Origin of the sequence: Pseudomonas sp. SZ57, assembly GCF_009495975.1 — a bacterium.
GTDB classification, from domain to species: Bacteria; Pseudomonadota; Gammaproteobacteria; order Pseudomonadales; family Pseudomonadaceae; genus Aquipseudomonas; species Aquipseudomonas syringae.
Map to the genome: position 1 here is coordinate 24,163 of NZ_WIBD01000020.1, position 24,843 is coordinate 49,005.

Annotated in this window: 20 protein-coding genes; 12 read left to right on the top strand and 8 right to left on the bottom strand. The window is 61.8% G+C overall.

Going from position 1 to position 24,843, the window contains the following annotated elements:
* Window positions 1-202 precede the first annotated feature (202 nt).
* Entirely contained in the window at window positions 203-1,621 is a 1,419-nt protein-coding gene (locus GE543_RS17875; protein WP_153222030.1) for a short-chain fatty acid transporter, read from the top strand.
* Window positions 1,622-1,625: 4 nt separating this feature from the next.
* On the opposite strand, the gene GE543_RS17880 is transcribed toward GE543_RS17875, so the two are convergent.
* The 3 genes from GE543_RS17880 to GE543_RS17890 form a co-directional block, all read right to left on the bottom strand.
* The gene (locus GE543_RS17880; protein WP_153222031.1) at window positions 1,626-1,952 is read right to left on the bottom strand and encodes an antibiotic biosynthesis monooxygenase; all 327 of its coding nucleotides are present in this window, start codon (window positions 1,950-1,952) and stop codon (window positions 1,626-1,628) included.
* Window positions 1,949-2,671: a CTP synthase gene (locus GE543_RS17885; RefSeq protein ID WP_153222032.1), complete on the bottom strand. Its 723-nt coding sequence runs from the start codon at window positions 2,669-2,671 to the stop codon at window positions 1,949-1,951. The genes GE543_RS17880 and GE543_RS17885 overlap by 4 nt, the downstream gene beginning before the upstream one ends.
* A 109-nt stretch (window positions 2,672-2,780) precedes the next feature.
* Window positions 2,781-3,713 (bottom strand): 2-hydroxyacid dehydrogenase, encoded by a 933-nt coding sequence (locus GE543_RS17890; protein ID WP_046270639.1) that lies wholly within the window; start codon window positions 3,711-3,713, stop codon window positions 2,781-2,783.
* Window positions 3,714-3,987: 274 nt separating this feature from the next.
* Here GE543_RS17890 and GE543_RS17895 point away from each other — a divergent pair, with 274 nt between their 5' ends.
* Window positions 3,988-5,130 (top strand): glycerophosphodiester phosphodiesterase, encoded by a 1,143-nt coding sequence (locus GE543_RS17895; protein WP_153222033.1) that lies wholly within the window; start codon window positions 3,988-3,990, stop codon window positions 5,128-5,130.
* Window positions 5,131-5,168: 38 nt separating this feature from the next.
* On the opposite strand, the gene GE543_RS17900 is transcribed toward GE543_RS17895, so the two are convergent.
* The gene (locus GE543_RS17900) at window positions 5,169-7,355 is read right to left on the bottom strand and encodes a TonB-dependent siderophore receptor (RefSeq protein ID WP_153222034.1); all 2,187 of its coding nucleotides are present in this window, start codon (window positions 7,353-7,355) and stop codon (window positions 5,169-5,171) included.
* Window positions 7,356-7,646: 291 nt separating this feature from the next.
* Between GE543_RS17900 and pssA the strand changes: the two genes are divergently transcribed.
* Complete coding sequence (gene pssA, locus GE543_RS17905) at window positions 7,647-8,990, top strand: CDP-diacylglycerol--serine O-phosphatidyltransferase (protein WP_153222035.1); 1,344 nt, start codon at window positions 7,647-7,649, stop codon at window positions 8,988-8,990.
* A gap of 84 nt (window positions 8,991-9,074) precedes the next feature.
* Here the strand turns inward: pssA and ligD are convergent, their stop codons facing one another.
* Together ligD and GE543_RS17915 are read right to left on the bottom strand one after the other, a co-directional pair.
* The gene (gene ligD, locus GE543_RS17910) at window positions 9,075-11,678 is read right to left on the bottom strand and encodes a DNA ligase D (RefSeq protein ID WP_153222036.1); all 2,604 of its coding nucleotides are present in this window, start codon (window positions 11,676-11,678) and stop codon (window positions 9,075-9,077) included.
* Between the two features lie 20 nt (window positions 11,679-11,698).
* Window positions 11,699-12,604, bottom strand: a complete 906-nt coding sequence (locus GE543_RS17915) for a Ku protein (protein WP_003420484.1) — start codon at window positions 12,602-12,604, stop codon at window positions 11,699-11,701.
* Window positions 12,605-12,992: 388 nt separating this feature from the next.
* Here GE543_RS17915 and ssuD point away from each other — a divergent pair, with 388 nt between their 5' ends.
* Entirely contained in the window at window positions 12,993-14,132 is a 1,140-nt protein-coding gene (ssuD, locus tag GE543_RS17920) for an FMNH2-dependent alkanesulfonate monooxygenase (protein WP_003407645.1), read from the top strand.
* A complete protein-coding gene (locus tag GE543_RS17925) occupies window positions 14,132-15,238 on the top strand; it encodes a sigma-54-dependent Fis family transcriptional regulator (protein WP_003391680.1) in 1,107 nt (368 codons plus the stop codon). Before ssuD ends, GE543_RS17925 begins: the two co-directional genes overlap by 1 nt.
* Before the next feature lie 262 nt (window positions 15,239-15,500).
* Here GE543_RS17925 and GE543_RS17935 read toward each other — a convergent pair whose 3' ends face one another.
* On the bottom strand, window positions 15,501-16,904 hold the full coding sequence (locus GE543_RS17935; RefSeq protein WP_153222037.1) for an FAD/NAD(P)-binding protein: 1,404 nt from the start codon (window positions 16,902-16,904) through the stop codon (window positions 15,501-15,503).
* Between the two features lie 41 nt (window positions 16,905-16,945).
* A complete protein-coding gene (locus GE543_RS17940; protein WP_003412105.1) occupies window positions 16,946-17,515 on the bottom strand; it encodes a helix-turn-helix domain-containing protein in 570 nt (189 codons plus the stop codon).
* 111 nt (window positions 17,516-17,626) lie between these two features.
* On the opposite strand from GE543_RS17940, the gene GE543_RS17945 reads away from it, so the two are divergent.
* The 7 genes from GE543_RS17945 to GE543_RS17975 all read left to right on the top strand — a co-directional run bounded on the left by GE543_RS17945 (window position 17,627) and on the right by GE543_RS17975 (window position 24,838).
* Window positions 17,627-18,562, top strand: a complete 936-nt coding sequence (locus GE543_RS17945; protein ID WP_153222038.1) for a DMT family transporter — start codon at window positions 17,627-17,629, stop codon at window positions 18,560-18,562.
* 194 nt (window positions 18,563-18,756) lie between these two features.
* Window positions 18,757-21,675 (top strand): monovalent cation/H+ antiporter subunit A, encoded by a 2,919-nt coding sequence (locus GE543_RS17950; RefSeq protein WP_003427084.1) that lies wholly within the window; start codon window positions 18,757-18,759, stop codon window positions 21,673-21,675.
* Complete coding sequence (locus tag GE543_RS17955) at window positions 21,675-22,019, top strand: Na+/H+ antiporter subunit C (protein WP_002554068.1); 345 nt, start codon at window positions 21,675-21,677, stop codon at window positions 22,017-22,019. The genes GE543_RS17950 and GE543_RS17955 overlap by 1 nt, the downstream gene beginning before the upstream one ends.
* Complete coding sequence (locus GE543_RS17960; protein WP_153222039.1) at window positions 22,016-23,701, top strand: monovalent cation/H+ antiporter subunit D; 1,686 nt, start codon at window positions 22,016-22,018, stop codon at window positions 23,699-23,701. Before GE543_RS17955 ends, GE543_RS17960 begins: the two co-directional genes overlap by 4 nt.
* On the top strand, window positions 23,698-24,186 hold the full coding sequence (locus GE543_RS17965) for a Na+/H+ antiporter subunit E (RefSeq protein WP_003412110.1): 489 nt from the start codon (window positions 23,698-23,700) through the stop codon (window positions 24,184-24,186). Before GE543_RS17960 ends, GE543_RS17965 begins: the two co-directional genes overlap by 4 nt.
* Window positions 24,183-24,461: a K+/H+ antiporter subunit F gene (locus GE543_RS17970; protein ID WP_002554071.1), complete on the top strand. Its 279-nt coding sequence runs from the start codon at window positions 24,183-24,185 to the stop codon at window positions 24,459-24,461. The genes GE543_RS17965 and GE543_RS17970 overlap by 4 nt, the downstream gene beginning before the upstream one ends.
* Entirely contained in the window at window positions 24,458-24,838 is a 381-nt protein-coding gene (locus tag GE543_RS17975) for a Na+/H+ antiporter subunit G (protein ID WP_046237171.1), read from the top strand. Before GE543_RS17970 ends, GE543_RS17975 begins: the two co-directional genes overlap by 4 nt.
* Window positions 24,839-24,843: the final 5 nt, after the last annotated feature.

Below are 24,843 nucleotides of genomic sequence, written 5' to 3' on the forward strand. Positions count from 1 at the left end.
CCGACGAAGTCGGGCCGGAAACGGAGCTTGGGGGTTTGCCTACTTTGGCCCCATCAAAGTAGGTCGCCGAGGGGCGAAAAGGTGACCTGAGTCGAACCCTAATCCACCTGAAAAAGAAAAACCGCCGTGTGACGCTCTGCGTCCGCAATAGTCGGCTGTTCAAGTAACTCCCCGATAATAATTACAAAAAGAGGTGCCCCAGATGGCCGCCAACATAGAAGAAAGCCGCTCCGCCCGATTTGCCTTGCGCTGCGCCGCGTGGGCTGAACGCTGGTTTCCCGATTCATGGGTATTTGCCGCACTGGCAGTGGTCATCGTCACGCTGGCGACACTGGCGATCGGCGCGCGCCCGGCCGAGGCTGCCAAGGCGTTCGGTGACGGGTTCTGGAGCCTGATTCCGTTCACCATGCAGATGGCCTTCGTGGTCATCGGCGGTTACGTGGTCGCCAGTTCACCGCCTGCGGTGCGCCTGATCGACCGCCTGGCAAGGGTGCCGCGCAACGGCCGTTCGGCGGTGGCCTGGGTGGCGCTGATTTCCATGCTCGCCTCGCTGCTCAACTGGGGCCTGTCGCTGGTGTTCGGCGGCCTGTTGGTGCGTGCCCTCGCCCGCCGCACTGACCTGCGCATGGATTACCGCGCAGCCGGCGCCGCCGCCTATCTGGGCCTGGGTGCAGTCTGGGCGCTGGGGCTGTCGTCTTCGGCCGCGCAATTGCAGGCCAACCCGGCCAGTCTGCCGCCGTCGATCCTGGCGATCACAGGAGTGATCCCGTTCACCGAAACCATCTTTCTCTGGCAATCCGGGGTCATGCTCGTCGCGCTGGTAGTCATATCATTGATCGTTGCCTATGCCACCGCGCCCGGCCCAAACAGCGCCCGCGACGCCAAGGCCTGCGGTGTCGACCCGGCCTTCAACCTGCCGCCACTGCCGCCCCGCACACGGCCCGGGGAATGGCTGGAATACAGCCCGCTGCTGATCATCCTCATGGTGCTGCTGGGGGTTGGCTGGCTGTTCAACGAGTTTTCGAGCAAACCGGCGATCACGGCGATTTCCGGGCTCAACACCTACAACTTCCTGTTCATCATGCTCGGTGCCCTGCTGCACTGGCGACCGCGCAGTTTTCTCGACGCCGTCGCGCGGGCTGTGCCCACCACCACCGGCGTGCTGATTCAATTCCCTCTGTACGGTTCGATCGCCGCGCTACTGACCACGGTCAAGGGCGGCGATGCGCAAACTCTGGCGCATTACATCTCGACGTTCTTCACCAGCATTGCCTCCCACGACACTTACGCGATTCTGATGGGGGTCTATTCGGCCATATTGGGCTTTTTCATTCCGTCAGGCGGCGGCAAGTGGATCATCGAAGCACCCTACGTGATGCAAGTTGCCAACGATCTGCAGTATCACCTCGGCTGGGCAGTACAGATCTACAACGCAGCCGAAGCCCTGCCCAACCTGATAAACCCGTTCTACATGCTGCCGCTGCTGGGTGTACTGGGCCTGAAGGCGCGTGACCTGATCGGCTTCTCGTTCGTGCAACTGCTGGTGCACACGCCGCTGGTGCTGTTTCTGCTCTGGGCACTGGGCACCACGCTGGCCTATGTGCCGCCGGTAATGCCCTGAATGCTTACGCGTCGAACGCGTAGTCACGCTCGACCCGGCAGATTCGCGTGGTAAACGCCTGATACCAGTGCGCACGTCCCTGCTCGCGGACCTGGGCATGATCGGCCTGCTGTTTCCAGGCCAGAATCGCGGCTTCATCGCTCCAGTAGGACACGGTGATGCCCAGGCCGTCCTCACCGCGCGCCGACTCAACGCCCAGAAAGCCGGGCTGTTGTCGGGCCAGACTCACCATGCGCTGCGCCGCCTCGGCGTACGCCTGATCATCGTCAGGCGTACGCAGCGAGGTGAACACCACAGCGAAGTAAGGCTTGGCAAACCGCGCGGCCATCATGCCGGGTTGCTCAGGCAGGCGCGGACAAACGCGGCCACCACAGGTGGCGTCTGGCCCTGCAACGCAGCGCGCTCGGGCTGGAACAGTGTGGCGACGTAGAACGGGTGCCCCTGCAATTCCATACTGCGCACTTCGCCCTCGGGACCCCGCCCGCTGACTTTCAGGTGCTCGCCGAACAGCGCCGACTCCAGCTCGCGGCGCAGACCGTAGCGACAGTGATAGCGCTCGTCGATGTCGAGCCGGCCATAGGCGTGGGCAATCAGCGTGTCGGGTTGCAACTGGATCGCTGCCACCGATTCAACCAGCGAGCAACTGAGTGGCTCGATAATCACGTTTGCCGCGTCCGGCGCCGTTTCGCCATGCTCGGCGTCTGCCCAGCCCAGCTGGTTGCGGGCGTACTCGACCAACGCGTGCTGAAAGCCACCGCACGTCCCCAGAAACGGCACCCGATGCTCGCGAGCGAAACGAATGGCCGTCAATGCGCCCAGCATGTCCCGATACGGGCTGGCCGGAACGCACCACAGGCCGTCGAATTCAGAGAGTTGCGCGCCGCTGCCGATCCGCGGCGTCGGCAACCATTCGAAACCGACCGGCACCTGCGCGACCTCCGCGGCTCTCTGCAAGGCCAATGGAATGGCCAGATGCGCAGGGACATCCGCACTGAAGTCCCCTACCAGACCGATCCGTATCCCGTTGCGCGTGTTATCTGCTTTGCCCATGCCCTGCTCCCTGTTTGATGTCGTACAGCCCGGGCGGACTATAAACAGGCAGCAAAACCAGCAGAATGGGCGTTACAGCAATGCCTCGCGTGCAAGCGTGCACGGTTGCTCATTCAGTCACAGGCGTCAGCACCGGTTGCCCGGCAAAAAACGCCAGCAGGTTATCGTTGACCCTCTGCACGCTGTCTCTGGACGCCTCGGGGGACAGGCCTGCCACGTGCGGTGTCAGCACCACATTGTCCAGCGTCTTGAGCACATCCGGCACAGTCGGTTCATCGTCGAACACGTCCAGCGCGGCCCCGGCAATCTGCTCATGCTGCAGTGCACTGACCAACGCCTGGGTATCCACCACGCTGGCGCGGGCAATGTTGACCAGAAACCCGTCAGGGCCCAGCGCTTCAAGCACCCGAGCGTCGATCAGATGCTGCGTGCCGCTGCCACCGGGCGTGGCGATGACCAGAAAATCCGATGCGGCCGCCAGCGCCTGTGCTGTCGCATGCCAGGTGTAATCGCAGTCGCTGCGTGGCTTGCGGTTGTGGTAACCGATGGCGATATCGAAGGCGGCAGCACGCTTGGCAATCGCCAGCCCTACCGCACCCAGCCCGACGATCCCCAGACGCTTGCCTGCCAGCGACGGGCGCACCACCTTGCGCCATTCGCTGCGTCGCACCGAGGCATCGGCCTGTGGAATGTCGCGTACCAAAGACAGCAGCAACGCCAGCGTATGATCGGCCACCGTGGCGGCGTTGACGCCTGCACCATTGGTCACGACGATGCCCCGTGCCTGCGCGGCAGGCAGATCGACCTTCTCGTACCCGGCGCCGCTTACGCAAATGATGCGCAGCTGCGGCAGTGCATCCATTTCCTCGGCGAAAAATCCCAGCGGCCCGCGTGTCACCACTGCGCTGATGCTCGGCCCGTGCGTGGCAATCGCCTCGGCGCGCAGTTCGGCCGTCGGGGCGCGAATCAACTGATAACCGCTGCTTTCAAGAATCGGCAAATACGTGTCCAGGTTTTCCACCAGCACCAATACCGTTGTCATGCGCGCTCCCGTTCGATCAGCAAAACGCTGACCTTAACGCGACTCGACGCGCTTGTGCAGCGTCGCTGACGCCGGAACTGAAAAAAGCCTTCCCGAATACGCCGGGCGTTCATAAAGTGGACGCATTTGCCGGACAGACTAATGCGCAGGCTGACCCGGCAATCACCCTGGTGCGCTATCGTTGCGTGCAGTGACGCGCCCAGCGCCGCTATGATCTGGCGCGCAGGCCGCTCATAAAAACAGGCTTTCTCAAAAAACAAGGAAACACCCGCCCATGCAAGGACTTCCCACCACCCTGTTGAAAAAGACCCTATTGGCTGCGGCTGTCATGTCGGGCCTGATGCTGTCGTCAGGCATGGCAGCGGCGGCGGACGCCCCAGGCAAGGTGCTGAGCGAGAAATACGGCCTGCCCTGGCCGGCCGTGATCGCCCATCGCGGTGCTTCGTTCGATGCGCCGGAAGAAACCATCCCGGCCTACACCCTGGCGCGGGACTTGGGCGCGGACTACCTGGAAATGGACATCCAGCGAACCAAGGACAACGTGCTGATAGCGCTGCACGATGACGTGCTGGAACGCACTACCAACATTGCTCAAGTGTTCCCGACACGGGTGAAAGACCCGGTCAGCACCTTCACTCTGGCGGAGCTCAAGCAACTGGACGCCGGTTCGTGGTTCAACAAGGCTTACCCGGACAGGGCCCGCGACAGTTACAACGGGCTGCAGATCCTGACGCTGGATGAGGTCATCGACATCGCCGAGGGCGGCGCCAACAAGCCGGGGCTGTACATCGAGACCAAGGTGCCGAACAAGTTTCCCGGCGTCGAAGCCGACCTGAAAAAACTGCTGGCCAAACGCGGCTGGCTCGAACAGCGCCCTGCGGCAGCGCCCGGCCATGTCAACGTCGCGCACATGCCAGGACGCGTGGTCCTGCAGACGTTCGAGAAGCAAAGCCTGGAACTGTTGCAGAAAGAAATGCCGAAAGTGCCCAAGGTCATGCTGCTGTGGATTGGCGAAGGCTCGATAGAGCCCAAATCCAGCGTCGCGTTCAAGGACTCCGGGGCCAAGGACAAGGCCAGCTATTACGCGACCCAGGAAGTCAAATCAGCGCAAGAGTTCCAGCAGTGGATTAACTGGGCCAAGGACCACGGTGCCATCGGCACCGGCCCTTCGTCGCAACTGGCCAAGGGCGGCGACCAGAGCTACATGGACCTGGTCAAACCCTGGATGAACAACCTGACCCACGAAAAAGGTATGGTGATCCACCCTTACACGGTAGACGACGCAGAGGACTTCAAGCGGATCAGCCATGATGGCGCGGACGGCTTCTTCACCAACCGCACCGCCGAACTGTTGAAGTTCTACGAGCGGCCAGCGAAAGAAAGCATCGAAACGATTCTGAAGCGTAACGGCTACTGATCCAGCGGCTGGCCGCATCCTGCGATGCGGCCAGTCAATCAGAAGTCGATAGTGCCCGACAGCTTGAGGGTACGTGGCTCGCCCTGAGTCAGGTAACCGCCATTGGCTGATGCCCAATAATCCTTGTTCATCAGGTTCTCGACGTTGGCACGCAGGGTCACGTCCTTCTGCGCAACGTTGAAGGTGTAGCGTGCGCCCAGGTCGAAGCGGTTCCAGGTCGGGATGCTCAGGTTGTTGGCAGCATCGACATATTGCCCGCCGGTGCGCAGCATGCGCGCATTGATGGCCGCGCCTTCGATCCCCGGAATATCCCAATCGGCACCCGCGTTGAACTGAAAGGTCGGCACACCCACGGCCCGATTGCCGTCGTTGCTGCCGCCGGACGTGCCGCTCACCTCGGTGTCCATCAGGGTCAGACCGGCCAGCAGACGCAAGCCGCTGACAGGCTGGCCAAAGACGTTCATCTCCACGCCGCGGTTACGCTGCTGACCGTCACGGACATAACGCGACCCGGTGCCTTCCAGAACCTGGTAACCGTCAGCCGGTTGCTCGATGCGATACACGCCCAGGCTCGCGCCGAACGTGCCCATGTCCAGCTTGACGCCCGCTTCCACCTGTTTCGAACGCGACGGCGCAAAAACTTCGCCAGGGTTGATGGTGACTGTATTTGGAGCCGTTGGACCTTGCGCGAGACCTTCGATGCGGTTGGCGTAGAACGACACATATTGCCAGGGCTTGAATACCACCCCGTAGACCGGCGTGGTGATCGCTTCGTCGTACAGCGCATTGCGCGGGCCGCTGCCGTATTCATACCCCTGAACACGCAGTTGCTGGCGGCGCAGGCCTGCGGTCAGCAGCAGTCGATCATCGAAAAAGCCCAGCGTGTCGGAGAGCGCGACGCTGCGCATGCGGCTCTTGCCGACAATGCCGGGATCATTCAGATCGCCTGCGGTGAAACTGTCGAGTGCCGGGCGCTCTTGGGAGACAGGGTCGTAAAGGTTGTTGCTGGAGGTGCCGCCGAACAGATACGCACTGCGCTGTTCGGTCCAGATACCGGACAGCCCGAAGTTGACCTTGTGACTGACCGCGCCGGTCTGCAGCTTGCCATTGAGGCCGGCCATGGCCGTCTTGTTGTCCTCGTCATGCGGGATGAAAGACGGTGCGGCCGTGGTGTTGCCTGCGGCGTCGTGGACGGTTGGCGAGCCATATACGCCGACCTCTCGGGTGTGCTTGGCGCCCACTGCGGCGTACAGCGTCCAGTCTTCGTTGAGGTCGTACTCGGCACGGCTCATGCCGAAAGTGTCTTCCGTCTCGGTCCAGGTCCAGTTCGGCGCGTAATTGGTATCCGAGTCCGGGGCGTGCGGCACGCTGGTCAGGGCGCTGTCGACAAACACCGTGTTGCGGCTCTGGTTGATACGCTGCTTCTGGTAGGCAAAATCACCGGAAAGACGGAAGTTGTCACCTCGGTAATCAAGCCCCAGCGCGAACAGCTTGCTGCGATGCTCTTCGTCCTCGACACCGGTCTCGCCTTCGCGCTGCGACAGGTTGAGACGCGCGCCGAAGCGATTGCTCTCGCCAAAGCGCTGCCCCAGGTCGAGATGCTCGCCGACCCGGCCGTCGCTGCTGATGTCGGTGGTGAAACGACGCGTCGGCGTATCCTGCGCGCGCTTGGGCTGCAGGTTCACGCCGCCGCCAATCCCGGAACCGGTTGGGGTCACGCCGTTGATGAAGGCGTTGGGGCCCTTGAACACCTCAACGCGCTCCAGCGCATCGGTCGATATGATCTGGCGTGGCAGTACGCCGTAAAGGCCGTTGTAGGAAATATCATCGGTGGTCAGCTTGAGGCCGCGAATGACGAAGATACTAGAAGCGTTGGCATAACCACTCGACTGACGCACTGATGCATCATTGAGCAATACGTCGCCGACGGTTTCGGCCTGCTGGTCCTCGATCAACTGTTCGGTGTAACTGCTCATGGTGAACGGCACGTCCATGATGTCGGCATTACCCAGAACCCCCAGTTGCCCGCCGCGCGCCACCTGCCCACCGGCATAAACCGGCGGCAGCGCGTGAGGATCGGCCTTGTCGGCACTGATGTCGGTCTCGCCCAGCACCACAGGGCCGTCCTGCCGGGCGGCAGCCTCTGCAGCGGCCCAGGCCGGAGATCCAATGGAACAGCACAACGCGAGCAACGTAAGGCGCATCGGGAACGATGGGGAGTTCATCAATAGGTCCTGAAGACAAGTTGAACGAGATCGGAAGCAACCGTCCTGGACATCACCGATCGGGTGGATGCGAAAGGATATCAGATGTTACTGGTAATGCTTATCATTTGTTTACGTAGGAAAAATGACAATCGCGTAACTCCACGCGGTTCGTTTCCGTGCCCGGCGTGAAAATCAGCGCGCATGGCGGCCCGTGGCGTTCCGCAATGCTTTGAAACAGGTTGGCGACAGCCACAGGAGGGCCACTGTCGTGTAAGCTCACAGGCTATTGGTTTTCCCATCGAGAGGCCTATGCCGTCCACTTTCCGACGCTCGACCCTGGCAGCACTTCGTGGTTTTGCCTTGCAGAGCGATGCAATCTCCATTGTTCCTTCTGCCGCCGACTATCGACGCTGCCTGCTGGAAAGGATCGCTTCGGCCACCCGGCGCATCTATATCATCGCGCTGTACCTGCAACAGGATGAAGCCGGCCAGGAGATTCTCGACGCGCTGTACGCCGCCAAATCCGCGAGGCCGGAGCTGGATGTGGTGGTGCTGGTCGACTGGTTCCGAGCGCAACGCGGCCTGATCGGTGCCGGACGCCAGCCCGGCAACTCGACCTGGTATCAGGCGCAGAACCTCGAATACGATGAAGAAGTGCCAATCTACGGCGTGCCGGTGCAGACCCGCGAACTGTTCGGCGTGCTGCACCTCAAGGGCAGTGTGATCGACGACTGCGTGATCTACAGCGGCGCGAGCATCAACAACGTCTACCTGCACAAGCTCGACAAATACCGTCTGGACCGTTATCACCTGATCGAAAACGCGGCACTGGCCGATGCCTTCCAGAATCTGGTGCAGCGGGAAATACTCTCCTCGCCGGCCGTGCACCGCCTCGATCTGCAATCGCCGCCCAGCTCGCGCAGTTTACGCAGCGAGATCCGCGCGTTTCGTGGCGACCTGAAACGCGCTGCTTACGACACCTCGGCGGGCGAAAAGGAAAACGGCGAGATGCGCGTGATTCCGCTGCTCGGCGTCGGCCCGCGCAACAATCTCAACCGCGCCATCTGCGATCTGATCGCGTCGAGCAAGATCCAGCTGACCATCTGCACGCCGTATTTCAACCTGCCGGTGGCGGTCACTCGCGAGATCAATCGGGCCCTCAAGCGCGGCGTGCAGGTCGACATCATCATTGGCGACAAGACCGCCAACGACTTCTTCATCGATCCGGATGAGCCGTTCAAGGTGATCTCGGCCCTGCCCTATCTCTATGAAATCAGCCTGCGCCGCTTTGCCCACAAGCATCAGAAGGCAATTGCCCAGCACCGCCTCAATGTGCACCTGTGGAAACACGGCGATAACACCTTCCACCTCAAGGGCATCTGGGTCGACCAGCGCTATACCCTGCTGACCGGCAACAACCTGAACCCTCGTGCCTTCAACCTGGACCTGGAAAACGCCTTGCTGATCGACGATCCGAAGGGTCAGTGGAGCGCGCCACGGGAAGCGGAAATCGCGCATTTGATGCGCAACACGCAGCGCGTCAACCAGTATGACGAACTCGACACCCTCGCCAACTACCCCGAAGGCGTGCGCAAGTTTCTCAAGCGTGTCAGCCGCGTGCGGGTCGAGCGACTGCTGTACCGGATTCTCTAAGCCCCAGTGTGCGGCCGGCATGTCAGCTATTGCTTGGCGTGCCGGCCACGTATCCCCTTGCAAAACCCGGACAGCGACCTAGCCTCAAGGCCGTTTCGCACCCAGTTGTTTCCACATCTTCTGCGTGATCTTGCGCCGGTTGCTGTAACCGGCCCACGGGTCGTCCTTGAGCCGCTTCAAGCGCTGCTCAAGGTTGGTGATGTCCCACTGTGCCGACGACTTCAGCCCCGCCAGCTCATCCAGCGCAATCGGCACCGAGACCGGCAACCCGGGCCGGGCGCGTACCGAATAGGCGGTCACCGTGCTGCCGCCGCGGCTGTTGCGCAGGTAATCGATGAAGATTTTTCCGACGCGGTTTTTCGGTCCCATGGTGGCGGTGAAGCGTTCCGGCAACTGACGGCTGGCAAACTCGGCGATGGCCTTGGCGAACGCCTTCACGGTGTCCCAGTCTGCCTGCCGCGCCAGCGGCACGATGATGTGCATGCCCTTGCCACCGCTGGTCTTGAGGAAAGCCTCCAGACCCAGCTCTTCCAGCACGGCGAGCACCATTTGCGTGGCCTCGATCATGCTCCGCCAGGGCAGTGCCGGATCGGGATCAAGGTCCAGCACGAAATGGTCCGGCGTTTCGATCCTGTCACGCGTCGCGCCCCAGGTATGCAGCTCGATGGCGCCCATTTGCGCAGCACCGACCAGCGCCTGCATCGAATCTATTTCCATCAGCGCGGCATGCCCCGGGTCCAGGGCACGGTCCAGTTGCCTGATGTGCGGGATCGCCAGATGCTCGGCATGCTTCTGGAAAAACTGCTCACCGTCGATGCCCTCCGGACAGCGCAGCAGGGCCACGGGACGCTTGTTCAGGTAGGGCAGAATCCAGTCGGCGATGGATTGGTAAAACTGTGCAAGTTCGATCTTGCTGGTGCCCGTCTTGCTGTCGATGACGCGGTCCGGATGACTGATGCCGGTGCCCGCCACATCAACTTTCCCCTGCGCGGCCTTTTTGCGCGCCTTGGGTACTGCCGTTGTGGTTGGGGTGTCGCTGGCCACGTTGGCAGGCTGTGCGTCTTCACGCACCACGTCCTTGGCGGGCTTGTCGCTGCGCAGTCCGACAAAGGCGGCCTGGCGCACGATGCCTTCGCGGGTCCACTGGGCGAACTCAGCTTCGCAGACCAGTTGCGGCGCCACCCACTGCACGCCACGGGCCTGGGACGCGGAGAGCTTTTTGGCCAGCGGTGAATCCTTGCGCTGCAACTTCTTCAGCTGTTTATACAGTTGCTCAAGGGTCACTTCAGTGAACCCGGTGCCGACCCGCCCGGCGTAGACCAGCCCGTCCTCACCGGCATTGACCGCAAGCAACAGGGCACCGAACGCCGATCGGCTGCCCTGCGGCGCCGTGTAGCCGACGACCACGAATTCCTGCCGCAAGCGGCATTTGAGCTTGATCCAGTCGGCATTACGCTTGCTGACGTACGCACTGCCGGCACGCTTGCCGATCACCCCTTCCAGGCCCATTGCCGCAGCACTCGCGACAATATCCTGGTGGCCCGCCTGAAAGGCATCCGAATAACGCAACAGGCGACTTTTCTGTGCGTCGAGGACTTGTTTCAAGGCATCACGACGCTGCTCAAGCGGCACTTCACGCAGGTCCTCCGCGCTCAGAAACGGCATGTCGAACAGGTAATACAGAATGTCCTTGCTGTTCCCCGCGTCGAAGGCATTCTGCAAGCCCTGGAAGTCGGGCAGCCCCTGCTCATCGAGAACCACCACTTCGCCGTCGAACCAGCTGTCACGCAGCTTCATGCCCTTGAGCGCCTTGACCAGCTCCGGCAGTCGCTCGGTCCAGTCATGCCCGTTGCGGGTGAACAGCCGCACGTCGTCGCCCTGAATGCGGGTCAGCATGCGGTAGCCATCGAATTTGATTTCGTACAGCCAGTCACCGGACGGCGGCGCTTCCACCAGCGTTGCCAGTTGCGGCGAAAGCGTGTCCGGGAAAGCCGCTTTCGCTTTCCTGCGGGTCGGCTTTGCAGCGGGCGTCGGCGCTTTTGATTTTGATGTGGCGGCCTTGGCTTTTCCGTTTGCAGCACTGCCCGTGGACTTTTTCGGAGTACTGCGCTCTTCGCCCACATGAGCACCACTGATCACGCTTTGCGGCTGCTCTTGGGTGATGTCGTATTCGGCAGCAGGTCGCGCGATGTCATCCTTTTCCTTGATCAGCAGCCACTGTTCCTTGCTGCCGCTGCCCTTGAGGCGGGTACGCACCAGTGCCCAGTCACCGCTGAGTTTCTCGCCGACCAGGGTGAACTTGAGTTTGCCCTCCGCGTAGGTCTTTTGCGGATCGCCGTGCGGCTGCCAGACACCGCGGTCCCAGACGATCACATCACCGCCACCGTACTGACCCTGCGGGATACTGCCCTCGAAGCCGGCGTAGTCCAGCGGATGGTCTTCGACATGCACTGCCAGACGCTTTTGCGTAGGGTCCAGGCTCGGGCCTTTGGGCACGGCCCAGCTCTTGAGCGTGCCATCCAGCTCCAGTCGAAAGTCGTAGTGCAGGTTACGAGCGTCATGCTTCTGGATCACGAAACCGAGCGCACCGGGTTGCGATTTGCCTTTGCCCTTGCGTTTGCTTTCCGCAGGCTCGGAGGTGATGGCGAAATTGCGCTTGCGGGTGTATTCACTGGCGGGCTTGGCCATCACCGGTCACTCCGTAGGGCTCAAGAGGCTTTGCTGGTTTTCTTGCGCGCGGCGGGCCGCTTGGGCCTGGGGCTGTCCTTGTCGGCCGGTTTTTCCTTCGCCGCAGGCTTGCTCGCCTTGCCTTTACTGGCCCCGCCCTTGCCCGCCAGACTGCGCCGCAGCAGGTCGGTGAGGTCGATGACATCGGCACTCTTGCGTTCTTCCTCGGCCGGATCGGTCTCGACATCCTCGATTTCGCCTTCGTCTGCCTTGGTCTTGACCAGGTGCATGATCTTGTCCTGAAAGGTGTCGCGATACAGTTCAGGCTGCCAGTCAGCGCTCATGTCCTTGACCAGACGCTTGGCCATATCACGTTCGCTCTTGTTCAACTTGGCGTCGGTCACCGCATCGCTCAGTTCCAGTGCATCCAGCTCACGCACGTCGGCAGGCCAGCGCAGGATCACCATCACCAGCGCCGATTCCAGTGGCATGACCGCTGCGAGGTGCTCGCGGGTATGCAGCACGACATTGGCCAGCGCGACTTTTTTAGTGTCGACCAGGGTTTCGCGCAACAACGCATAGACTTTCTCGCCGCGCTTGTCGGGGGTCAGGAAATAAGGCGTGTCGATGTTCTGCAAGGGGATCTGCTGGCTGTCGACGAAGGCGAATATGTCGATGGTCTGCGTCGATTTGGGGTGCGCAGAACGAATTTCCTCCTCGCTGAGCACCACGTAGCGATCCTTCTCGTACGCCACGCCCTTGACGATGTTTTCGCTGGTGACTTCCTTGCCGGTGACCTTGTTGATTCGCTTGTAGCCGACCGGGTCCATGCTGCGTTTGTCGAGCCAGTCGAAGTCGACACTGGTCGACGTTGTCGCCGAAACCAGCGCGACCGGTATATGCACCAGCCCGAAGCTGATTGCGCCCTTCCAGATTGCCCTTGCCATGGTCTGACTCCTGTTGGTCCTGGAAAGGTGACCGGACCGGTCGGAGAAAAGTTTCGGCAGCCTGACGAGCGCCGGGAAACCTGCCCAACCGGAAACGTTTTTTACCCTGAATGCCAGACTTTCACCGCGTCGGCGCTCGGCAGGCGCCTTATTGACGGGGCTCTGCCACCGTCAAAAGCCTTGTGTTCAAAGGGCTGGCGCAGAGATGTCAGCGGGGTCGCGGAGGACATATGCATTTAGGATCTAAAAATATGGTTTAACGTTCTTTTGCGGAATAAAAAAGACGTTCTATAAATGGCCCCACCCCGAACGCTGTTGGTGAGGTGTCTGCCAACCGACAGCGGGTCCCGTCAGCTTCCATCTGGCTGATTACTTCCAAGGATTTGTCATGAACGTTTTCTGGTTTCTTCCGACTCACGGCGACGGCCATTATCTGGGCACGACAAAGGGCGCACGTCCCGTCACCCTCAATTATTTGAAACAGGTGGCGCAGGCCGCCGATGACCTGGGTTATTACGGCGTATTGATCCCTACCGGTCGCTCCTGCGAAGACTCATGGGTCATCGCCTCGGCGCTGGTGCCGCTGACCGAGCGCCTGAGGTATCTGGTGGCGATCCGTCCGGGGATTATCTCGCCGACCGTCTCGGCACGCATGGCAGCCACGCTGGATCGCCTGTCCGGCGGCCGGCTGCTGATCAACGTGGTGACCGGTGGCGACCCGGACGAAAACCGTGGCGATGGCAGCTTTCTCGACCACAGCGAGCGTTATGAAGTCACCGACGAATTTCTGAAAATCTGGCGTCGCGTCCTGCAGGGCGAAGCGGTCGACTTCGAAGGCAAGCACTTGCGCGTGCAGAATGCCAAAGCGCTTTACCCGCCGATTCAAAAACCCTACCCGCCGCTGTATTTCGGTGGTTCCTCCGACGCGGCGCATGACCTTGCGGCCGATCAGGTGGACGTGTACCTGACCTGGGGCGAGCCTCCGGCAGCCGTGGCGCAAAAGCTCGCCGATGTGCGTGAACGCGCCGCGCGCAAGGGACGTACCGTGAAGTTCGGCATTCGCCTGCACGTGATCGTGCGCGAAACCAGCGAAGAAGCCTGGAAAGCCGCCAGCACGCTGATCGAACACATCAGTGATGACACCATTGCTGCGGCACAGAAGTCTTTTTCGCGCTTTGATTCCGAAGGCCAGCGGCGCATGGCGGCACTGCATGACGGGCGCCGCGACAACCTGGAGATCGCGCCCAACCTGTGGGCCGGTGTCGGCCTGGTACGCGGCGGTGCAGGCACGGCGCTGGTCGGCAATCCCGAAGAAGTCGCAGCACGCATCAAGGAATACGCTGACCTGGGCATCGAGAGCTTCATTTTCTCGGGTTACCCGCATCTTGAAGAAGCTTACCGCTTTGCCGAACTGGTCTTCCCGCTGCTGCCTGAGCCTTACGCCAGCCTCGCCGGGCGCGGCATCACCAACCTGACGGGCCCGTTCGGCGAAATGATCGCCAACGATCTGCCCCCGCAGGCCAAGTGATGTCCGGACAACTGCTGACCTTACCGCACTCGCCTGCGCTGGCCACCTCGATCAGGGCCACTGCGCAGGTGTTCGAAGACCCCAAGTCCCGAGCCCTGCTCGCTCACGTGCGCCAGGTTGCGCCCAGCGATGCCAGCGTGCTGATTATTGGCGAGACCGGCACCGGCAAGGAACTGGTTGCTCGCCACGTCCACGAACTGAGCGCCCGCCGCGACAAACCGTTCGTGGCGGTCAACTGCGGCGCGTTCTCCGAGAACCTGATCGAGGCTGAATTGTTCGGCCACGAAAAAGGCGCGTTTACCGGAGCGATCAGCGCCAAGGCGGGCTGGTTCGAAGAGGCCAACGGCGGCACGCTGTTTCTCGATGAGATCGGCGACCTGCCCATGTCGCTGCAGGTCAAATTGCTGCGCGTGCTTCAGGAGCGTGAAGTGGTGCGTCTGGGCTCGCGCAAGAGCGTGCCCATTGATGTGAGGGTCCTCGCAGCCACCAACGTGCAGCTGGAAAAGGCCATCAACGCCGGGCATTTCCGCGAGGACCTTTACTACCGGCTCGACGTGGTCAATCTGGAATTGAGCCCGCTGCGCGACCGGCCGGGCGACATCCTGCCCCTGGCCCGGCATTTCATAGAGGTCTACAGCCAGCGGCTGCGGCATGGTCCGGTACGGATCAGCCCAGAAGCCGAGCACAAGCTCAAGACCTACAGCTGGCCGGGGAATATTCGCGAGCTGGAAAACGTCATCCATCACACCCTGCTGGTGTGCCGTGAAGGCGTCATTCAGCGTGATGACCTGCGCATGTCGAACCTTAGAATCGAGCGCCAGGATGAACAGAACCCGCCTGACGAATCAGCCGAGCAACTGCTCAACCGGGCGTTTCAAAAGCTCTTTGAAGAACAGGCCGGTGCCTTGCACGAGAAGGTCGAGGATACTTTGCTCAGAACCGCCTATCGCTTCTGCCACCACAACCAGGTGCACACAGCCAGCCTGCTGGGCCTGACCCGCAACGTCACGCGCACACGCCTGATCAAGATTGGCGAACTGGCGGTCAACAAGCGCAGACCGGGTGAAAACGTCCAGGGCGACCGCATGCTGCATCTGTCGGTGTGAAGGTCAAGACCGATGACGCAGAGCGTCATGAACGGCATTCCCACGCTGGAGCGTGAGGAACGATCGCTGTCCGGAAGAACACCATAGTGCCCATGCTCCGCGGCGCTGCGCTGCGCCAAGAGCTGACGCAGAGCGTCACGAACGGCATTCCCACGCTGGAGCGTGAGGAACGATCGCTGTCCGGAAGAACACTATCGTGCCCATGCTCCGCGTGGGTATGCGTTTCCGGACGCTCTGCGTCCTCTTCTGAGCACGCGGCGCTTTACGACAAACGCATCGCCAACGCCTTGGCCTGGATCGCCACGTCGGTCACTGCAGTGCTTTCCCACCACATGCCGCGCAGTGGCGGGCCCATGGCGAACAGGCGTGCCGAGCATTGACCGTTTGCGTCGAGCACTGCGCCAGCGGCGTCGGCGGCGATGCCGAGTGCCAGCGGGCCGGGCTGTATCAGACCGCGAGCCAGCAACTGCCGGGGCAACGGGCGATCCACGCGTCGCCAGTCGTATTCAATGCCGGTGGAGTTGATCAACGCATCACCCGTGATCTGCGTCGGCTGACTCTCGCCGCGCCGGCGCACACTGATCTGTACCTGACCTGACGGCAGACTGGCCACGCCCTGCAACGAGGCCGCGTCAATACTCAACCGCCCTTGCCTGATCAGCCGCGCCAGCAGCGCAGCGCTCGGTGGCGGGGAGCGATGGTGGTGACTTTCCCACCAAGGCCGTACATGACGGACGAACTGGCGGCGCTGCTGATCGCTGGCCTGATTCCACAGCCTGCCCACATTGGCGCGCACGGTGTCCAGCGGTGCCTGCCAGTCAATACCGCTCTCGATGGCCAGCTCGCACTGTTCACGTACTTTGCGCAGCAGTTGCCGAGTGCTGCGGATACTCGGGTCCTGAGCGAGAAAATCAGACCATTCCGGCGGCTGACGCCGAACATGCGGCAGCAGACCGTGCCGGGAAAAGATCTGGATGGGCCCACGATGCCCGGCCGTTTCCAGCGAGACCAGCGCATCGACCATGGTCAGCCCCGAGCCGATGATCAGCACCCTCGACTGCGGATCGAGCTTTCTCATCACCGCCACATCCCACGGGTCCAGGGCTGCCGTGTTCAGCTCGTTCGAATCACGTCGCGGGGTGCGTGACGCCGCGTACATACCGGTCGCCAGCACGGCGCGGCTGCCGCGCAGCATACGACCGTCAGCCAGCGAGACACTGACGCCACCGTCATGGACCTGCAGGTCCACTGCCTCGCCGGGCACATGCACGGCGGTCGAGCCAAAGGCTTCGCCAGCGCTTCGGGCTTCACGCAGCCGCTGCTGGACGTAAAGCCCGAACACCCCGCGCGGCGGAAACAGTTCGGCGACCGGGACCCTCTGCTCAGCGGCTTCAGGCCAGCCACCAGCGGCCAGATAATCAGTCAGCCATTGGGTAAGGTCATCCGGGTTATCCGGATCGACGCTCATCCGCGCAGCGTTGCCATTGAGCGTATGGCCCGGCTCCGTCGCACTGTAGGCCTCGCCCCTGCCGAGTTCGCTGCGGGTTTCGATGATCAGGATTCGGCGCCGGCCTGGTCTGCTCAGCAGTTGCGCCGCCAGCATGGTCCCGCTCAGACCGCCGCCGATGATCAGAATGTCAGCCGTCTGGTGGGAATCTTCGGTCATCGAACAGTGCCTCGGTCGGGTTGCGATAAAGAATCGGAAGGTCAGAGCACAACGTTACGCACGAAGCGCAGGGGCACATCGGCATCGTTGCAATAGCGGTGCGGCTGATTGCTGGGGAACATGAAGAACTCGCCCGCCCCTATCTGCTGGATGGCCGCAGGGTCGGCAAAGCGCAGCGTCAGATGCCCTTCGACGACGTAGACCTGTTCACTCCAGCCATCAGGATCGGCCTCCGAGACATAGGCGTCCCCGGGTTGCAGACAGAACTCCCACAATTCCACCTCGCGCCGGGCAACGGCCCTGGCCAGCAGCACCGCCTTGCTGCCCGCGATCGTACCGGCCCAAGCCAGCTCGTTGATGCGGCTGTAATCGCGATTTTCGGGTGCCTGGATCAGATCGCTGAACGCCACTTCCAGGGCTTCGGCCACGCGGTCCAGAGTCGCAAGGCTGACGTTTTTCTCGCCGGCCTCGATAGCGACCAGCATGCGTCGGCTGACCCCGGACTTTTCCGCCAGCGCCGTCTGGCTGAGGTCCGCACTGTTGCGCAGACGCCGTACGTTCTGGCTGACGTGCTGCAGCACCGGAGGGCGCTGGGAATTTTCTTTGTGCATGCAGGTGCTCACATCAAACCGTTGCGCATTATACTGCCCAGCCCAAGGACACTGTCAGGGTGTTCAGCCTCACACAACGCGCATGGCAATTAACAGGATTCCGGAGCTGACATGAAGTCTATCAGCCGCATACCCCGCATCAACAAGGCAGAAGCCGTACTGATTCTGATCACCATGCTCTGGGGAGGCACCTTTCTGCTGGTCCAGCATGCGATGACCGTCAGCGGGCCGATGTTCTTCGTCGGCCTGCGCTTTGCCGCCGCAGCGCTTATCGTAGCGCTGTTTTCAATGAAGGTGCTGCGCGGTCTTACCTTTCTTGAACTCAAGGCCGGCGTCTTCATCGGCATCGCGATCATGCTCGGCTACGGCCTGCAGACGATCGGACTGCAGACCATCCCCAGCAGTCAGTCCGCGTTCATCACGGCGCTCTACGTACCCTGCGTACCTTTGTTGCAATGGCTGGTACTGGGCCGGCGACCAGGGTTGATGCCGACACTGGGCATCATCCTCGCCTTCACCGGGCTGATGCTGGTAGCCGGTCCGCAGGGCGCTTCCCTGCAACTCAGTTCCGGCGAGATCGTGACGCTGATCAGCACAGTGGCCATTGCCGCCGAGATCATCATGATCAGTGCCTATGCCGGTGAGGTCGATGTGCGTCGAGTCACCGTGGTGCAACTGGCGACCGCATCGGCGCTGGCATTTCTGATGATCGTCCCGACCCAGGAACACCTGCCGGATTTTTCCTGGTTGCTGGTGTTCAGTGCTGTGGGCCTTGGGACCATGAGTGCGGCGATCCAGATTGCCATGAACTGGGCACAGAAAAGTGTTTCGCCGACCCGCGCCACGGTGATTTATGCCGGTGAACCGGTCTGGGCCGGCATTGTCGGAAGACTCGCCGGCGAGCGTTTGCCGGGCATCGCCCTGCTGGGCGCGGCACTGATTGTGGCCGGGGTGATCGTCAGCGAAATGAAGCGGCGTTCTGCGCCTGATGAGCAGACCATTGTAGACGAAGAGGAAAATGAACAGGGCGTGCGCAAAGCTGAGTGAACAGCGGGCGTTGCCGGCCATGAAACACCTTGCTTCTTCAAAGCTATTTCAAATACATATCGCTGCATCAGAAGCAATTATTTACCGAATTAAAAAAGCAGACACTTTTTGTAGGAAATTTCGGAAACCGTCCCTTTGATATCGGAGTGTCTGGCACGTATGATGCTTGACATTCCCCTGCAGATTAGAAGCCTATGTCCCTGATAGTTCTACTGCTTCTGCCTTTCATCGGCAGCTGTCTGGCGGCCTTTTTGCCGCACAACGCGCGTAACGCGGAATCGTTTCTGGCCGGTCTGATCGCCCTCATCGGCGCAGTGCAGATGGCCTTGTGGTTCCCGCAGATCGCCGACGGCGGCGTGATTCGTGAAGAGTATTTCTGGCTGCCAAGCCTGGGCATGAACTTCGTTCTGCGCATCGACGGCTTCGCCTGGCTGTTCTCGATGCTGGTGCTGGGCATCGGTGCGCTGGTCTCGCTGTACGCGCGTTATTACATGTCGCCGGACGATCCGGTGCCGCGCTTCTTTGCGTTTTTCCTGGCCTTCATGGGCGCCATGCTCGGACTGGTGATGTCAGGCAATCTGATTCAGATCGTGTTTTTCTGGGAGCTGACCAGCCTGTTCTCGTTCCTGCTGATCGGCTACTGGCACCATCGGGCCGATGCCCGACGCGGCGCTTACATGGCGCTGATGGTCACCGGTGCGGGCGGTCTGGCGCTGCTGGCCGGCATGATGATCCTCGGCCATGTGGCCGGCAGTTACGACCTGGACCGTGTTCTGGCCGCCGGTGACGCGATTCGTGCGCACGCCCTGTACCCGGTGTTACTGACCCTGATTCTGATCGGCGCACTGACCAAAAGCGCCCAGTTCCCGTTCCATTTCTGGCTGCCGCACGCGATGGCCGCGCCCACGCCGGTGTCGGCGTATCTGCACTCGGCGACCATGGTCAAGGCCGGGGTGTTTCTCATGGCGCGCATGTGGCCGGCGCTGTCCGGCACCGAGCAATGGTTCTGGATCGTCAGTGGCGCGGGGGCTTGCACACTGATTCTCGGCGCCTACGCCGCCATCTTCCAGAATGATCTCAAGGGCCTGCTGGCCTATTCGACCATCAGCCATCTGGGCCTGATCACCCTGCTGCTCGGCCTCAACAGCCCGCTGGCTGCGGTGGCTGCGGTGTTCCATATTCTCAACCACGCGACCTTCAAGGCGTCGCTGTTCATGGCCGCCGGTATCATCGACCACGAGAGCGGAACCCGCGATATCCGGCGTCTCAGTGGTCTGGTAAGGCTGCTGCCCTACACCGCGACACTGGCGATGGTCGCCAGCGCGTCGATGGCCGGCGTGCCGCTGCTCAACGGTTTTCTGTCCAAGGAAATGTTCTTTGCCGAAACCGTGTTTATTTCCGCCACTGCCTGGGTCGAGATTGCCTTACCGGTGATCGCGACCATCGCCGGGATCTTCAGCGTTGCCTATTCGCTGCGCTTCACCGTCGATGTGTTTTTCGGTCCGGCGGCCAAGGACCTGCCGCACTTGCCCCATGAGCCACCACGCTGGATGCGTGCACCGGTCGAACTGCTGGTGCTGACGTGTCTGGTGGTGGGGATTTTCCCGGCGCAATCGGTCGCGCCCCTGCTCGCCGCCGCTGCGCGTCCGGTGGTCGGCGGAACACTGCCCGAATACAGCCTGGCGATCTGGCACGGCTGGAACCTGCCAATGGTCATGAGTCTGGTGGCAATGGCCGGCGGTATCATTCTGTATCTGTTGCTGCGCAAGCCGCTCAAGCACGAGCGCATCACCGCCCCGCCACTGGTGGGACGCCTCAATGGCAAGCGCTTTTTCGAGCGCAGTCAGGTGGTGATGATGCACTGGGCGCGTCGTTTCGAACGCAAGGTCAGCACTCGCCGCCTGCAGCCACAACTGTTTCTGCTGGTGCTCGCGGCGGTACTGGGCGGTTTCATTCCGATGTATTTCAGCGGCCTGACCTGGGGCGACAGACCGAAGATTCCGGGTTCCGGGGTGTTTGTCACGCTGTGGCTCATCGCGATTGCCTGCGCCATAGGCGCGGCCTGGCAGGGTAAATATCACCGGCTGGCGGCACTGGTCATGGTCAGCGTCTGCGGGCTGATGACCTGCATTACCTTCGTCTGGTTCTCGGCCCCTGATCTGGCACTGACGCAACTGGTCGTGGAGGTGGTGACCACCGTGCTGATCCTGCTCGGTTTGCGCTGGCTGCCGCGACGCAATGAAGACGTCGCCCCGCTCAGCGCACGCCTGCGTGCCCGCACCCGACGCATACGCGACTTCGGCCTGGCGGTGCTCGTAGGGCTGGGCATGGCGATACTCTCCTACGCCATGCTGACCCGCCAGACGCCCAACGCCATCTCGTCCTTCTACCTGAGTCGCGCGCTGCCCCAGGGCGGCGGCACCAACGTGGTCAACGTGATGCTGGTGGATTTCCGCGGCTTCGATACGTTTGGCGAGATCACTGTGCTGGCGGCCGTCGCCATGACAGTGTTCGCCCTGTTGCGACGCTTCCGCCCACCGAAGGAAAGCATTCTGCTGCCCGCCCAGCAGCGCCTGCTGGCGCGTGACGTGGTAACGGACTTGGTCAACCCGCGCAGCGCCAGCGATACCGCGCTCGGCTTCATGATGGTGCCGGCAGCGCTGGTTCGATTGCTGCTGCCGATTGCCTTCATCATCTCGATGTACCTGTTCGTTCGCGGCCACAACCAGCCTGGCGGCGGGTTTGTTGCCGGGCTGGTGATGTCGGTGGCGTTCATCCTGCAATACATGGTGGCGGGCACCCAATGGGTCGAGGCGCAAATGAGCCTGCGCCCGCTACGCTGGATGGGCACAGGCCTGCTATGCGCAGTGCTGACCGGCGCGGGCTCGATGGCGCTGGGTTATCCGTTCATGACCACCCACACCGCCCATGTCGATTTGCCGATCCTGGGTGATATTCACATTGCCAGCGCGCTGTTCTTCGATGTCGGCGTGTACGCCGTGGTGGTCGGCTCGACGCTGTTGATTCTCACCGCACTGGCTCACCAATCGGTGCGCAGTCATCGGCCGACGCAGTTGCCCAAGCCTGTCGCCAACCCGCAAGGAATCCTCTGATGGAAGAAGTCATTGCAATCGCCATCGGTGTACTGGCCGCCTCGGGCGTCTGGCTGATCCTGCGGCCACGTACCTTCCAGGTAGTGATGGGGCTGTGCCTGTTGTCGTACGGGGTCAACCTGTTCATTTTCAGCATGGGCAGCCTGTTCATCGGCAGAGAACCGATCATCAAGGACGGCATTCCTCAGGACCTGCTCAATTACACTGACCCGTTGCCACAGGCGCTGGTGCTGACCGCGATTGTCATCAGCTTCGCCATGACCGCGCTGTTTCTGGTGGTCTTGCTCGCCTCCAGAGGCCTGACCGGTACCGACCACGTAGATGGCCGGGAGCCCAAGGCATGAGCTGGATGAACCAACTGATCATCGCGCCCATCCTGCTGCCGCTGCTGACCGCCGGGCTGATGCTCTGGCTGGGCGAAAAGCACCGGCCGCTCAAGGGCCGTATCAATCTGTTTTCCAGCATCCTCGGGCTGGGCATTTCCGTGGTGCTGTTTCTCTGGGTGCAGCACAGTGGCAGCAGCGGCTCGATCGGTGTCTATCTGCCGGGCAACTGGGGTGTGCCGTTCGGCATCGTGCTGGTGGTGGATCACCTGTCAGCGATGATGCTGGTGCTGACCGGGATTGTCGGGGTCTGCGCTCTGCTGTTCGCGCTGGCTCGCTGGGACAGGGCCGGTGCCAGCTTCCACGCGCTGTTCCAGATCCAGCTCATGGGGCTGTACGGCGCGTTCCTGACTGCGGATCTGTTCAACCTGTTCGTGTTCTTCGAAGTACTGCTCGCAGCGTCCTACGGCTTGATGTTGCACGGCTCTGGCCGGGCACGGGTGTCGACGGGCCTGCATTACATCTCGATCAACCTGCTGGCGTCGTCGCTGTTTCTGATCGGCGCTGCGTTGATTTACGGGGTGACCGGCACGCTGAACTTCGCCGACCTGGCCATCAAGATCCCGCAAGTGGCGGAGTCCGATCTGGGCCTGCTGCATGCGGGGGCTGCAATTCTGGCCACGGCGTTCCTGGCCAAGGCTGGCATGTGGCCGCTGAACTTCTGGCTGGTCCCCGCCTACTCGGCAGCCAGCGCGCCGGTGGCGGCGATGTTTGCGATCATGACCAAAGTGGGGGTCTACACCCTGCTGCGCCTGTGGACCCTGCTGTTTTCCGGCCAGGCCGGTGCCTCGGCCTTCTTCGGCGGCGACTGGCTGATCTACGGCGGCATGGCGACGATTTTCACCGCGGCCATCGCCATCATCGCCGCCCAGCGCCTGGAACGCCTCGCCAGCCTTAGCATATTGGTGTCAGCGGGCATTCTGCTGTCCGCCGTTGGCTTCGCCCAGCCGAGCCTGACCTCGGGCGCGCTGTTCTATATGGTCAGCTCGACGCTGGCATTGAGCGCCATGTTCCTGCTGGGCGAACTGATCGAACGCTCCCGCTCGGCCAACGAGATCCCTCTGGAATACGACGTGGATCAATTGCCTCGTACCCTGGAATCTCTGCATCCGCCGCCCGGTGCCAACCTGGACGACGAACAGAAGGTCGTGGTGGGTCAGGTCATTCCCATAACCATGGCTTTTCTGGGTCTGAGTTTCATTGCCTGCGCCTTGCTGATCATCGGCATGCCGCCGCTCTCGGGGTTCATCGGCAAGCTCACCTTGATCAGTGCCTTGATGAACCCGCTGGGCCTGGACGTCGCGAAGGATGAGGCGCTTTCCACTCAGGCGTGGATGCTGATCGGCCTGCTGATCTTTTCCGGGCTGGCGTCGCTGATCGCTTTTTCAAGGCTCGGCACGCAACGTTTCTGGACGCCACACGAGCGTCCTTCGCCGATGCTGCGCCGCAACGAATGCCTGCCGATCATCATTCTTCTGAGTCTGTGTATCGCGCTGACCTTCAAGGCCGAACCCTTGTTGCGCTACACCCAGGACACCGCTGCAGCGCTGCATGAGCCCAAACAGTATGTGCAGTCAGTGCTCGCCACACGCCCGATACCGGGCCCCACCAGTCGGGAAGTCGATGCGGAGGGACAGCCATGAAACGCCTGTTTCCCGCCCCTCTTCTCTCGTTGGCACTCTGGCTGCTGTGGCTGGTATTGAACCTGTCGATCAGCCCCGGTCACCTGCTGCTGGGCGCGGTGCTGGGTTTTCTCGCACCCGTGTTGATGGCTCCGTTGCGCCCGCTGCCGGTACGTATTCGCAAACCCGGCACGATCCTGAAGTTCCTATGGCAGGTGGGACGCGACGTGGTGGTCTCCAACGTGCAGGTCGGCCTGAGCGTCTGGCGGCTCGAAAGCCGTCCGCCACGCTCGGCCTTCGTGCGCATTCCACTGGACCTGCACAACGCCCACGGCCTCGCCGCGCTGGCGATGGTCACCACAGTAGTGCCCGGAACGGTGTGGTCGGAGCTGGCACTGGATCGCAGCGTGCTGCTGATGCATGTCTTCGATCTGGAGGACGAAGCGCAATTCATCGAGCACTTCAAAACCACCTATGAGCGACCGTTGATGGAGATCTTTCAATGAGTGCACTGCTCGACAACGCCATCCTGATCAGCCTGCTGATCTTCGCCCTGGCGATGGTGATCACCCTGCTGCGCCTGCTCAAGGGGCCTTCGGCCCAGGACCGGGTACTGGCGCTGGATTATCTGTACATCATTGCCATGCTGATGATGCTGGTGCTTGGCATTCGCTACGCCAGTGACACGTATTTCGAAGCGGCCATGCTGATTGCCCTGTTCGGCTTCGTCGGCTCGTTCGCTCTGGCCAAGTTCCTGCTGCGCGGAGAAGTGATCGAATGAGCGGACTGCCGAATACAGTGCCTTTCTGGGTAGAAATACTGACCGCCGGGCTGCTGATCGCCAGCAGCCTGTTCGCCTTGACCGGCGCTCTGGGGCTGCTGCGCCTCAAGGACTTTTTCCAGCGCATGCACCCGCCCGCCCTCGCGTCGACGCTGGGCGCCTGGTGCGTTGCGCTGGCGTCGATCATCTACTTTTCGGCGCTGAAGGCGGAGCCGGTGATTCACGCCTGGCTGATCCCGGTATTGCTGGCGATCACGGTTCCGGTGACTACGCTGTTGCTGGCGCGAACGGCGCTGTTCCGCAAGCGCATGGCCGGTGACGACGTGCCCGCGGAGGTCAGCAGCGGTACCGGCAACGGAGAATCGGCAGGCGGCTGAATCAA